The sequence below is a fragment of the Sedimenticola selenatireducens genome (genome assembly GCF_963675335.2).
GTDB classification, from domain to species: Bacteria; Pseudomonadota; Gammaproteobacteria; order Chromatiales; family Chromatiaceae; genus Sedimenticola; species Sedimenticola selenatireducens.
Genome location: NZ_CAXXYC010000004.1, coordinates 1,650,702 through 1,662,959, shown reverse-complemented (window position 1 = coordinate 1,662,959; position 12,258 = coordinate 1,650,702). Strand labels below are relative to the sequence as shown.

9 protein-coding genes are annotated in these 12,258 nt (G+C 54.9%); 1 reads left to right on the top strand and 8 read right to left on the bottom strand.

Features of this window, described 5'->3' with window-relative positions; all coding sequences use genetic code 11:
- The first annotated feature begins 109 nt into the window (after positions 1-109).
- Positions 110-1,339, top strand: coding sequence for an O-antigen ligase family protein (locus ACHZBF_RS18965; RefSeq protein WP_321529284.1), 1,230 nt, complete (start codon positions 110-112; stop codon positions 1,337-1,339).
- Positions 1,340-1,438: 99 nt separating this feature from the next.
- Here ACHZBF_RS18965 and ACHZBF_RS18960 read toward each other — a convergent pair whose 3' ends face one another.
- The 8 genes from ACHZBF_RS18960 to glnE form a co-directional block, all read right to left on the bottom strand.
- Positions 1,439-2,542, bottom strand: coding sequence for a polysaccharide pyruvyl transferase family protein (locus ACHZBF_RS18960; RefSeq protein ID WP_321529283.1), 1,104 nt, complete (start codon positions 2,540-2,542; stop codon positions 1,439-1,441).
- Positions 2,543-2,690: 148 nt separating this feature from the next.
- On the bottom strand, positions 2,691-3,713 hold the full coding sequence (locus ACHZBF_RS18955; protein ID WP_321529282.1) for a mitochondrial fission ELM1 family protein: 1,023 nt from the start codon (positions 3,711-3,713) through the stop codon (positions 2,691-2,693).
- A complete protein-coding gene (locus ACHZBF_RS18950; protein WP_321529281.1) occupies positions 3,701-4,708 on the bottom strand; it encodes a glycosyltransferase in 1,008 nt (335 codons plus the stop codon). Before ACHZBF_RS18950 ends, ACHZBF_RS18955 begins: the two co-directional genes overlap by 13 nt.
- A gap of 14 nt (positions 4,709-4,722) precedes the next feature.
- Entirely contained in the window at positions 4,723-5,541 is an 819-nt protein-coding gene (locus tag ACHZBF_RS18945; RefSeq protein WP_321529280.1) for a polysaccharide deacetylase family protein, read from the bottom strand.
- Positions 5,538-6,653 carry a glycosyltransferase family 4 protein gene (locus ACHZBF_RS18940; RefSeq protein WP_321529279.1) on the bottom strand — a complete coding sequence of 372 codons (1,116 nt, stop codon included), beginning with the start codon at positions 6,651-6,653 and terminating at the stop codon, positions 5,538-5,540. The genes ACHZBF_RS18945 and ACHZBF_RS18940 overlap by 4 nt, the downstream gene beginning before the upstream one ends.
- Positions 6,635-7,630: a mitochondrial fission ELM1 family protein gene (locus tag ACHZBF_RS18935; RefSeq protein WP_273439549.1), complete on the bottom strand. Its 996-nt coding sequence runs from the start codon at positions 7,628-7,630 to the stop codon at positions 6,635-6,637. The genes ACHZBF_RS18940 and ACHZBF_RS18935 overlap by 19 nt, the downstream gene beginning before the upstream one ends.
- Before the next feature lie 222 nt (positions 7,631-7,852).
- Complete coding sequence (locus ACHZBF_RS18930; RefSeq protein WP_321529278.1) at positions 7,853-8,776, bottom strand: branched-chain amino acid transaminase; 924 nt, start codon at positions 8,774-8,776, stop codon at positions 7,853-7,855.
- Positions 8,777-9,103: 327 nt separating this feature from the next.
- Positions 9,104-11,950 carry a bifunctional [glutamate--ammonia ligase]-adenylyl-L-tyrosine phosphorylase/[glutamate--ammonia-ligase] adenylyltransferase gene (gene glnE / locus ACHZBF_RS18925; protein ID WP_321529277.1) on the bottom strand — a complete coding sequence of 949 codons (2,847 nt, stop codon included), beginning with the start codon at positions 11,948-11,950 and terminating at the stop codon, positions 9,104-9,106.
- Positions 11,951-12,258 lie beyond the last annotated feature (308 nt).

Genomic DNA, 12,258 nt, shown 5'->3' with positions numbered 1-12,258 from the left:
AATCGACATTCTCCACAATGACTCGCTTGGCATGCGGGCAACCTGCATGTAAAGTTCCCTCTTTTTTAGAAATTCCCATCCCAACAAGACCGCGCAAAAAGGTGTAGAAATGACGTTCCGCCTCCCTGACTTTTTAACAACACTCGATTTTGATAAAACGGCACTGCGGTTTTTGGGGATTCTGGGCTTTAGCCTTTCATTTTCACCAGCCCTGGTCAGTATCTCGCTAGGTTTTATTCTGTTGCTGTTTTTGCTGGAGCGGCGTTATAAAGCACGCCTCGCCTTGGTGGCGGGGCAACCGCTGAGTTATATAGCCTTGGCCCTGGTTGCTTTACATATATTGGGTTTTTTATGGACAAGCGATACCGACATGGCGGGGCAAACCTTTTCACGCGGATGGAAGTTTTTGCTTATACCGTTTTTTATGATGTACGTGCGACGGGAAAATGTACCGTTTTTGCTCGCGGCATTTTTATTGGGAATGGTATTGAGTGAACTGACCTCGTATCTGCTTTGGCTAGGCGTTATAGCACCGTTCGGCAAAGCCACGGATGCTATTCCGTCGCCTTTTATGTCCTACCCCTACTATACAATTTACGCATCACTGACGGCAGCATTGCTCGTCCATTTCTTACTGTTTGATAGACCAAAAGATCGCTGGCGTTTGTTAGCTGTGATTGGATTTTTGGTTGCGGTGCTGGTTAACCTTTCGATCACGGGCGGCCGCGGGGGGCAAGTGGGTTTTTTCGTCCTACTGTTTGTACTGTTAATGATGTATTTTGGCCGGCGCTGGCTAAACGGGGTAGTCACATTTGTGTTGGCGAGCGCGCTTTTATTCTATTCGGCCTATCAATTTATACCCGTATTTCAGGAAAGAGCCGACCTCGCCATCGAGGAAGTCATGCATTTTGAAGAGGGTGGACAAAACAGCTCAGTGGGCATTCGCATCGCACTCAACATAAATTATTTCAATGCTTTCCTGGAAGCTCCGTTGTTTGGGCATGGCACGGGTAGCTATTTGGATGCCTATGCGCGTGCAAATGAACGCAGCGCCTATCAGACGCATATAACGCAACCCCACAATATGTACTTGGTGATGCTGGTGCAATTTGGCCTGCTGGGCGGCACCCTATTTATGGCAATGTTTGGCTATATGTTGTGGCAGGGCTGGCACTCTACCGATGCATTGCGAGCTTTTCGCGTGGCCTTCCCTATATTTTGGCTGACAGTGATGTGGGTTAATTGGTATCTATATAGCCACCACACATTCTATGCATTTTTATTTTTAACCAGCATCTTGTATACGCCTGGACCTTCAAAGGAGAATCACGCCACCTGAAACTTCCGCTTGTACAGACCTTGTTCTTGTGGCAATCGAGTCAGATGACGAATAGTGTTTGACTACGTGCATATGTGCAAAAATATTTTACGTTATCGACTATACCGCAAGCCGAATAACCTCATCAGCACGCTGCTCGCTATTCACTGCCAATAATTGCCCCAATGCCTGATGATCATTCAGCGCATATTTTATCTGTGTCTCACAATCCGCCAAATCATGCCAGTCGATCGGATCAATTGGATAAGACAGAAGCTCCATCAGGCCCTCCATTTTATGCGTATTCCCTTTAAATGGCACAACCGGCGTTCCCTCCCTGGCGGCAAAGATAGTCGGGTGGAAGCGTCCACCGACCAACAGATCCGCCCCAGAGATGACTGCCAGAGCACTGCGATAATCATAGGCATCAGTCATAACCATTACCGATGGATCATGTGCCCGCAGAATCTTTGCAAGTGCCTTGTCCGTCTTGGTACTGGCCATCATGACAACAGGCAGACCGGATACCTGTTTGAGGCACTCATATAATTTAAGAAATATGTTGCCCGATCTTTTTGTGATATCGGATGAACCAGTCAGGCATACGTAGCGTTCGGGCAATTCCAGCCGGGATGCCACCTCATTTTTTTCATCCTGAGTCGCTAGCGTCACCGAAAACGCGGCATCCGGCACCAGCACCGCATCGTGAACACCAATCTGTTGCAACAATCTGAGGGATATTGGTTCACGCACGCTTACAAAATCCAGGGAGCGGTACACAATACCTAGTATTTTGGCTTCTCTACTATTGACACCCAGGTCAACAGACTGGTTTACAGCCGACACCCTGGCACCGAGTTCCTTAAACAATTTCGCGACACCCAAAAATCGCATCAGATGTCCTGATTTAGAATGAATGCCCCCCTCGCCATTTAAAACCAATAAATCCGGTAACGGACCGTCCGTATTTTTAAAATTGAGCTTTTCCAGTTGGGTGGCTAATTGCCCTGTTGTGTGTTGCGGGTCTGCCAGACATCTGGCAACCGCACTTACCGAACGATTGCGCAGCAGTTTTATTTTTTTATATGGGAGCGGCTGTAATTCAATACTGTCCATGACAGAAGGATTGAACACGTCCGCCAAGGACTGGCGTAAGCCATGAACTGTGGCTGCACAACCCCAGTTCGAATTCTTGCTGGTATCGTTTAAAATACTGATTCTCATACCCCGACTACCCTTTAATCAATCATACTGCGAATGATCGTGCCATATATAAATGTCACATCGCATGGTCACCGCCCTGGGCACCAGATCTGTCAGGAGACAGCCATACCTAGTCGCCACCTGTATCACCCCATCTGCAACGCCACGATTATGACAACGATTTGGATAACAGATCCAGTGACTCACTTATCTGCCGCCATAGCTGAATATTTGGATCTTCTGTATGTTTCGTGGATTCAGCGTATTCTCTGGACAGCAGGTCGCTGGCCGGAACCCTGCTGATCCAACCTTTCGCAACCAGCCTGCACAGCGCATTTTCATATCTGATTTCCGGTTTAAAATCTTTAGGCTGTATTGAGGTGACTGGTTTTCCGGCACTGACCGCCTCGGTCAGCATGGACAAACTGTCTTCGGTACAAAATATCTGTTCACCCGCACCGAGGTAAGCGGCCATTATTTTACGCGGCTCCGTTTTATACCAGACTGCGTCGGCAATAATAGCTGGATCCAATTGCTCGCGAAGTATTTTCTCGGCCGCATCGTCTGTTCTGCGCGATGTTGTCACCAGCCATTTTATATGATGCCTTGCTGCCAGTTGATTCATGGAATCCGCAATATCAGACCAGTCACGCGACCCATAGCGGTATTCCCGGGTACTCCCGCCTATCAGCATGGTCCATAAATGATCGCTGCTGTTATTTTTGAACTGCTTGCCTGCGGCCTCCAACTCAGACCAACCGACCGGCGTGGGCGCCAGCTGCATGACTATATTGTTGGCAGCGCCGACCGGCTCAATAGTAAACACTCTGGTAAACAGCGATGCATCCAGACCACGCAGTGACCCGATAAAGAAGTTTTTGCATTTGTACTTATGTGCCAGCGCGATATTGATATAGGCGGTATTGCCACCGGTGGAAACAATCAGATCCGGTGATCCCCTTTTCGCGGGTATTTGGGTCGCATACAGTTTTTCAATCCAACGGGCATAGCGCTGTGTATTACTGTTTAACAGTTTTCGCATCAACTTTCTAAGAGGAGGGGCCTTGAGCCTGCTATCAATCCATAGCATCTCCACTCTAAAGCCATGCTCAAGCGACTTGATGAGTCCCTTGGTTTGATTAAAATGTCCGGGAACACCATCGCTCAGGCACCACACCGTCAGCTTGCGCATAACTTCCCTCTTCGTGCTACATCTTGCAACACCGTTTCGGTTGCCGACACCTGATGGTCATGTGTCAATGCTGCTTCAGCAAACTTGAACACGGGAACAAAGGTCTTCTCAAGTCGCTGCGCATCGGCCAGAGACCAGCTCAATCGGTCCGCCAGGCTATCCGGGTTTTCGATATCCGCCAACACCTCTTGGGGCAGGATTTCTGCTGCCCCCGGTACTCGTGTAGAGACTACGGGCCTGTGGCACAGCAGCGCCTCAACCAAGACCAGAGGAAAACCTTCGCGTCGCGACGCAATAACCACCAGGTCGGTTTCCGCCAACAGGGATTCGATATCCTCCCTGTTTCCCAAAAACGAGACACGTTCGCCCAACCCCAGCTCGTCCGCCAGGGACTCCAGGTGATGCCGGGCATCACCCTCCCCAACGATTTGCAATTGGACGCGCTGGTTGTCGATTTTACTGAACGCCTTTAACAGCACATCAATCCCTTTGACATGCACCAGGCGACCAATACAGGTTATGGTCCTTGCCTCCATCGCAACATCGGTCGACCGTTGAATGATTTCGGAACATCGGTTACGACCATTGTAGATAACCGTCACCGACTGGTTTCTGATCCCCCGCGCGACACCTTTGCTGACGGCAATCAGGTGATCAAAATGCTCAAACATGCCGGTATTGCGTTTCAGGCTATGGATGGTCGCTACGCAGGGAGCGGATATCCAGCGTCGCAAACTCGTAACCATTGCCGCCGCCTTGTTCGCATGCGCATGCACAACGTCAGGCCTGATAGCCTTGATCATATTCAGCAAGCGATAAAGCGTAAGCGGGTTTTTTCTACTACGGCTCAAGTCCAACGGATGGAAATTGACTTCATTTGAAAACCTCTCCGCATAGCGGGCATGCGCGATTACATGCACTTCATTGTTTCGGACAAGCGCATTGGCCAAATCGATAAAATGATTTTCAAGGCCGCCATCCTCATTGCCAGCCATGATTTCACAGACCCTCATCGCTTCCAGCCTCGCAGGCCGGTTTTCATGCGCAACCCGAAGGCAAACATGGAGTCCTTGCCGCTGATCTTTACCCGCTTCAGCAGATAAGGATTGGAAAACCGATCCCGGTCTATACCTTCCACCGTGGTCACGGCAGATAAAAAGCCGGCATCGGCGCAAATGGATACATCCTCCGCGTCATAAATACCGAACGGGTAGGCGAAACTGCTGATGTCCTGTGCAAAGCTCTCCTGCAGTTCCGTCCTGGCAGCCACAATCTCTCTGACCTTATCTTCGCGATCCAGTCGAATCAGGTTTGCATGGGTCATGGTATGACCACCCAGCTCAACCAATCCTGAAGCGAGCATCTCCTTGACCTGCACATCGGTGAGCTTCGGCTCCTGCATCAATTCGCCGCTGTCATGATGGGATTTCTTGTTGGTGGACCAGTCACGGTCAAAGCGGTCGACTACCAGGTACAGCGTCGCCTTTGCAGCATACTTTTTCAGAACAGGAAATGCCTGCAGATAATTATCCTCATAGCCATCATCAAACGTAATCGCCACAGTTTTTTTCGGCAACGCACGGTTCTGCATCAGTTCGCCCATGGTCGCAAAGTGCCAGCCATGCTCTTTCAGCCAGCGCACCTGTTGCTCAAACATCGTAGGCTTCACCCGCAACTTGTTGAAGCGTGCGCCCGGTCGGTGATTGGACACCATGTGATACATCAGGATTCTCGGGCGATGATAATCGACAGCGGAACGCCACCAGGCGTAGCGATGAGAAAAGAGCAACAGCGCGGCACCTGCCAGCACAAGAAACAATGCGGTCATCGTGAGCACTCCGCATAAATCGCCAAGGTTTTTTCAATCATTGAAGCGTGTAAAAACACCTTGTTCTTTTCCACACAACACCTTGAGTTCAACAACTTTTTGACCCTGTTTTTTAGCTGGTCAATATCAGACAACGGAATTAGTCCTTCAACAAACAGGGCCTTCAGTATCTCGCCAACGCCACCATGATCATAGCCGACAACCGGGACACCCATGCTCAACGCCTCCAATACGGAGCGGCCGAACGACTCCGGCTTGGTTGATAATGAGAGCACCAGGTCGGAAACCGCATACACATCACGTATATCCGAGCGATTGCCGGTGAAAGTGATGTCACCCTGCAAACCCAGGCTGGATATCTTTTCCTGCAACTCTTCGGCGTACGCCAACCTTCTGGGGTCTTTGCCCCCGACAATCAATCCGTGCACAGGCATACCGTCTTCGATAAGCATTTGGATCAGATCGATAAAATCATGGTGGCCTTTCAGTCGGGTAATACGGCCGGCCAGGGTAAGAACTTTCTTGCCCCGCAGCTGCGGGAATTCTTTATACCAATTGGTCAGCCACTCGTCTGCCGGCTTGTATCCGTAGGGAAAAGCCGCCGGGTCCACACCCCGATAGACCAGGTTGATTCGCTCCGGCGGGGTCGACGGGTAGTTTTCCAGAATATATCGCTGGACAGTTTTTGACACCGCAATCACCCGCTCGCCTTTGGTCATGACCGCGCTGTAGGCGGAAACCGAGTGCAGCCCATGTACAGTTGAGATCAATCGCGGACGCGAGTGCCGGTCCATACCCCGCCAGGCCAGGTAGGCAACCCAGCCCGGAACCCGTGAGCGAAAGTGCAGGATATCCACGCCCTGCTCTTTCAGAAAGCGCCGTAATGGCCAGATCAGCCGCAGGGTCCAGGGCGTCTTGCGATCCACCGGCCAGCAGAAATGCTCACTCCCTTCCGCCTCCAACTGCTGCACCATGCGCCCGCCGGCGGAGATCACCAGTGACCGATGGCCACGGCCTGCCAGGGCCTCAGCCACTTCAAGCGTACCCCGCTCCACACCGCCACCTTCCAGCGCAGGCAGCATCTGCAGGACGGTCAGTTTTTTCTCAGCCATTGTTCCACCATCCAATCGGCACAGCGGTCTGCCTCGTTGAAGCGGCCCGGCGGCACGGCTAACGCGCCTGTCTCCTGCCAGCGCCGGAAAGGCATCACCCAGCCACCCTCGATCAGCCGCTCCACACCGCGGCTGATACGACCGGTTTTTTGCTGCTCCAGGGTAATCAACCCTACCATCGCACCCGAGGTGAGGGCTTCATAGACCATGGAGACCGAATCCTCGCTGACCCAGACGGCGCGACTCAAGTCGAGTTGCCCAGACACCCACCCGGGGCCGGTCTGTTGCCAGGGGATCAAGGTAAGATTGGCCAATTCGAGGGCGGCTATTTTATCCATACAGCCTGCCGGTGTGCGGCGGGAGTCACTCAGGACAAATCGCACTTCAGGCTGTTGCCGTACAATAGCCCCGAGCTGCTCCAGTACCGCCTCATCCCGCCAGATATAGTGGGGTGAGTTTCCGCCCAGCAGGATCAGTGCCTGCGAAGCGTCACCCCGCTCTGGTGCAACTTCTCCAGCCGGCTGTTTCGCGGCCGGGGCGCCGCTCCTACAGGGAGAGATAGTGTTCATCACACCTCTGGTGACGAATACGTTGTCTCCAGTCACGCCGTCATGCTCCGGGATCACACAGAGATCGAACAGGCTAAGCGGCAGGGAGGGTTTCATGATCAACACGGCTCTTCCACCGAAAGCCCGCCGTGCGGCCAGCAGCGCCACGTGGGTCCGGTGCCCCGCCCCCAGGATCAGGTCGGGTGACGGCAACTGGCGGCCTGGCGGAAAACAGCCGCTCAGCCACTGCGTCAGCTGGCCCAGCCGGCCGCCTACCGGTATATCGTGCCGATCAACCCTCAGTTGTCGGGCCAGGGCCAGACACAGACCGAGGGACTGGTTTTCATGTCCTGGCTTGCCATCGGTCAGCCGCCAGATGACCAGCGGCTTGCCGCTGCGCGCTTTCTGTTGCTGAAGAGTGGGAGTCAAATCTGAATCCGCTGCGTCGTGATGAAATCCAAAAAACCTGGCAATATTGACTCCGACCTCGGGCAATCGGGCGTGCCCGTCACCAACCTCCGGACTGGTAGGATGCGGTTCGCAAGATCGTAGGCCGGATTAGCACGGCGTAATCCGGCGCACCCGCTCTATCGGTCGGGTTACGCCTTCGGCTAACGCGACCTACAGCTGTCCTCTGTTTCTGAGGAGCGCTCACACGTAGGTCAGCCACTCCGGATGCTCGGCCCGGCGACCATGCACCTGATCGAAATAGAGCGTCTGCAGCTTTTCGGTAATCGGTCCACGGCCACCGTTGCCGATAGTGCGGTTGTCCACCTCACGAATCGGAGTCACCTCGGCCGCCGTACCGGTAAAAAATGCCTCATCGGCAATGTACACCTCGTCCCGGGTGATGCGCTTTTCAACAATCGGAATTCCCAGCTCTTGGGTGAAGGTGAAGATGGTCTTGCGGGTAATGCCGTTCAGCACCGAGGTAAGATCCGGGGTGTAGATGACACCATCCTTGACCAGGAAGAAGTTCTCACCCGAGCCTTCCATCACATAGCCGCTGGCGTCCAGGATCAACGCCTCATCGTAGCCATCATTCACCGCTTCCTGCAGCGCCAGCATGGAGTTGATGTAGTTACCGGTCGCCTTCGCCTTGCACATCATGGAGTTGACCTGATGGCGGGTATAGGAGGAGACGCGAATGCGGATGCCGTTTTTCAGGTTATCCTCACCCAGGTAGGCGCCCCACTCCCAGGCCGCGATCATCACATGCACGCCGAGGCTGTCGGCACGGATACCCATGCCCTCGGAACCGTAGAAACAGAGCGGCCGCAAATAAGCGGAATCAAGCCCGTTCTCCCGCACCACATCGACCTGGGCCTGGTTCAGGGTGGCCTCGTCGTAGGGCATCTTCATGCCCATGATGTGGGCCGACTGAAACAGCCGTCGGGTGTGCTCTTCCAGCTTGAAAATCGCCGGCCCCTGCTCCGTCTTGTAGGCGCGGACCCCCTCGAACACCCCCAGTCCGTAATGCAGGGTGTGGGTTAACACATGCACCTTGGCCTCGCGCCAGGGCACCATCTCGCCATCCAGCCAGATCCAGCCGTCACGGTCCGCGAAATTTGCCATTTATTCTCTCCACTCAACTCAATATTGTAAATAATCAGCTATCTGCCCGACAGGGGGCTGCCTGGGTTTCGTAGGGTGGATAAGCCGGTAGGCGCATCCACCATTGCCGTGGTGGATGCGCTTTCGCTTATCCACCCTACAGCGTAGTCTGCCCGCTAATTTCGCGGCTGAAGCCGCTCCTGCCCCACCTGTAGGAGGCCCGCCCCCGGGCCGATTGGCCAGCGCACCACCATAGGGTCGATTATCGCGGCGGGCGCACCGCTCCTACAGGGCTTGGCATTAGGCATCAACACCTGGAACAGAACCACAACCTCAAGACCTGGCCAGTCACGCCAGCATCAGCCGCTGCCACAACGCCTGCACCGCTTCCCGTTCCCGTAACAACTCATCCTCAGGAACCAGTCCCGGCAGCTCACTCAGCGCCTTGCGATGATAGACGGCACGTAACGCCCGGTAATTCTCAGCCAGGAGTTCAGCAACTTCCCCTTCAAACAGACGGTGCCGCGCAAGTGAGTCAAGCAGACGAATATTATCTGTCCAATCAAGCAGATCGGGGTGTTTGTACGCCCAGCGCAGAACGCTGTATTGAACCATAAATTCAATATCGGCGATACCGCCGACACCCTGCTTTATATCAAATTGCTGGCCGTTACTCTTATCCAGCGACCCGCGCATCTTCTCGCGCATCTCCCGCACATCCGCACGCAGCTTTTCCGGATCGCGCTCGCGTGACAACACCTCACGGCGGATGCGCTGAAACTGCTGGATCACCGCCGGATCACCGGCCACCGCCCGCGCCCGCAGCAGCGCCTGATGTTCCCAGGTCCAGGCGGCGTTTTTCTGGTATTCCTCAAATGCCTCCAGCGAACTGACCAGCATGCCGGAATTGCCGTTGGGACGCAGGCGCATGTCTACCTCGTACAGCGTGCCGGCCGGAGTGCGGGTGGTATACATATGAATCATGCGCTGACCCATGCGGGCATAGAAAAGGTCATTGGCCACCGGGCGTTTGCCATCCGTCATCAGGTTCGGGTTGTCATTGCCATGCAGAAACACCATATCCAGATCGGAGCCATAGCCCAGCTCAATCCCGCCAAGTTTGCCGTAACCGATCACCGCAAAGCCATTTCCATCCCCACTGACGTTGCTGGGCCGGCCATGCTTCGCGACCAGGAGATCCCACGCCTGCTCCATCACCTTGCAAGTAATGGTCTCGGCAATTTCGGTGAGATAATCACTCACCACCATCAGCGGAATCACGCCAGTGAGATCGGCCGCTGCCACCCGCAACATGTTGCTCTGGGTAAACTGGCGCATCCGCTCCATCTGCTGCTCCTGATCATCCTTGTCGACGGCGGCCAAGGCTGTTGCCAGTTCCGCTTCCAGGCGCTCCCTTTTAAGCGGGGTATAGAGCCTGCGCGGATCCAGCATTTCATCCAACAGCAGCGGATGCCGGGCCACCTGCTGGGCAATCCAGGGGCTGATACCGGCCAGCTTGACCAATTGGGTGAGCGCGGTGGGATTTTCCACCAGCAGAGCCAGATAGGAGGTGCGCCGGGCAATCGACTCGATAATCCGGAGTATCCGCTCCAGTGTCACATCCGGAGCCGGAGATTGCGCCACCGCCTCCAGCAATACCGGCATCAACTGCTCCATGCGATGGCGGCCACGGGTGCCCAGGCTGCGACAGGCGTGTCCCTGACGAAAACTTTCCAGCCGGGACAGCACTACCGCACCCTCGCTGAAGCCTGACTGTTCCAATCGTTTGGCGGCCTGCTCATCATCCAGTTCCTGATCCCAGACCGCCTGCAACGGCAAATCAGCCGTTACCTCCTCACTGAGCGCGAATACATTATCAAAGTGGGATTGGACCTTGACCCGATGCCGCTCCAGGACTGCAAAGAACTGCCCCCAGTCGGTATACCCCATGGCGCGGGCAATACGCAGGCGGCCGGATTCACTCTCCGGTAGCAGATGAGTCTGCCGGTCCTTCCACGCCTGAATTCGGTTCTCCACCAAGCGCAGAAAGCGGTAGGCCTCGGTCAATTCCGTAACCTCTTCGGGAGAAAGTTGCTGCTTCTCACCCAATACTTGCAACACCGGCAGAATAGGTCGGATCTGCAGTTCAGGTTCCCGGCCACCGCGAATCAGCTGGAACGCCTGGCCGATAAACTCAATCTCACGAATACCACCCGGACCCAGCTTGACGTTGTCGGCCATGCCCTTGCGTTTCAGCTCACGACCGATCAACCGCTTCATGTCACGGATCGATTCGATGGCACCAAAATCGAGATAACGGCGATAGATGAACGGCTGCAACATGGCCATGATCTCCCGACCCGCTGCCGCATCACCGGCCACCACCCGCGCCTTGATCATGGCGTAGCGCTCCCACTCCCGGGCATGGGACTGGTAGTAGGTCTCCATGGCATCAAATGACAAGGCCAGCGCCCCCGCATCACCGAAGGGGCGCAACCGGGCGTCCACCCTGAATACAAAACCATCCACAGTCTGGCTGTTGAGCGCCTTGACCAACTGCTGACAGAGACGGATAAAAAACTGCTCATTGGATGTTGGGCGGGCGCCGTCAGTCTCGCCCGGCTCCGGGTAGGCGAAAATCAAATCGATATCGGAAGAGAGATTAAGCTCCCGGGCACCCAGCTTACCCATGCCCAGCACCACCAGATACTGTTGCTCACCTGCCGCATTACGGGGCGTGCCCTGCTTCTCCGTCAGCCAGGCATAGAGCAGGGAAAGGGCCCGCGACACACAGGCATCGGCCAACGCCGAGAGATCCTCCAGAGTCTCAGCCAACGGTGCCGCCTGGGTCAGGTCACGCCAGATGATCCGCACCATCTGCTCATTGCGAAAACGCCGCAACTCCCTGTGCAATGCCGGCTCATCCGTCACTTCGTCCAGCCTGGCACCAAGCAGGCGATCCAATTCTCCGTCGCTATAGCTGTGCGCCAGTACTCCGGAACGCTGCAGCCGCATCAACAACTCAGGCTGCTTCAGGCAGTGCTGGGCAACGAAGTCGCTCCCTTCCCATACCCTCAGCAACTCCGCCTCGAATCCCGCCACCGAACAGAGCTCGGCGCCCAGTTCAGGCGATACAGACTGCCAGTGACGCCATTTGTTTTCTGCTTCTCGTGCGGGGTGTTCAGACGGCTGCATAGGTTTCTCAAAAATCTGGTTGGTCGGATTGTTCACGGAAGTGGGCACCGCCCATCGTACCGCCACTCCCGGCAAAGGTGAATGGCGGATGCGCGTTCGCTTGGCCGAATCCTCTGACTGCCTGTGCGCACAAAAGCTGTGTAGGTCGGGTTAGCCGAAGGCACAACCCGACGAGGTCGCCGGTACCGGGAGCGTGAATTGATTGTCGGATTACGCTGTCGCTAATTCGACCTACCAACTGAAACCGTTCCGACCGGGCAAATCCGCTCACGCACATCCTTTGGCGCTGGCCTCCAGCTTCGCTCTAT

What these genes read in the sequence shown, in the direction of transcription:
- ACHZBF_RS18965 (WP_321529284.1), top strand. Translation starts at nt 110, where the DNA reads ATGACGTTCCGCCTCCCTGACTTTTTAACAACACTCGATTTTGATAAA.
- ACHZBF_RS18960 (WP_321529283.1), bottom strand. Translation starts at nt 2,542, where the DNA reads ATGAGAATCAGTATTTTAAACGATACCAGCAAGAATTCGAACTGGGGT.
- ACHZBF_RS18955 (WP_321529282.1), bottom strand. Translation starts at nt 3,713, where the DNA reads ATGCGCAAGCTGACGGTGTGGTGCCTGAGCGATGGTGTTCCCGGACAT.
- ACHZBF_RS18950 (WP_321529281.1), bottom strand. Translation starts at nt 4,708, where the DNA reads ATGGCTGGCAATGAGGATGGCGGCCTTGAAAATCATTTTATCGATTTG.
- ACHZBF_RS18945 (WP_321529280.1), bottom strand. Translation starts at nt 5,541, where the DNA reads ATGACCGCATTGTTTCTTGTGCTGGCAGGTGCCGCGCTGTTGCTCTTT.
- ACHZBF_RS18940 (WP_321529279.1), bottom strand. Translation starts at nt 6,653, where the DNA reads ATGGCTGAGAAAAAACTGACCGTCCTGCAGATGCTGCCTGCGCTGGAA.
- ACHZBF_RS18930 (WP_321529278.1), bottom strand. Translation starts at nt 8,776, where the DNA reads ATGGCAAATTTCGCGGACCGTGACGGCTGGATCTGGCTGGATGGCGAG.
- glnE (WP_321529277.1), bottom strand. Translation starts at nt 11,950, where the DNA reads ATGCAGCCGTCTGAACACCCCGCACGAGAAGCAGAAAACAAATGGCGT.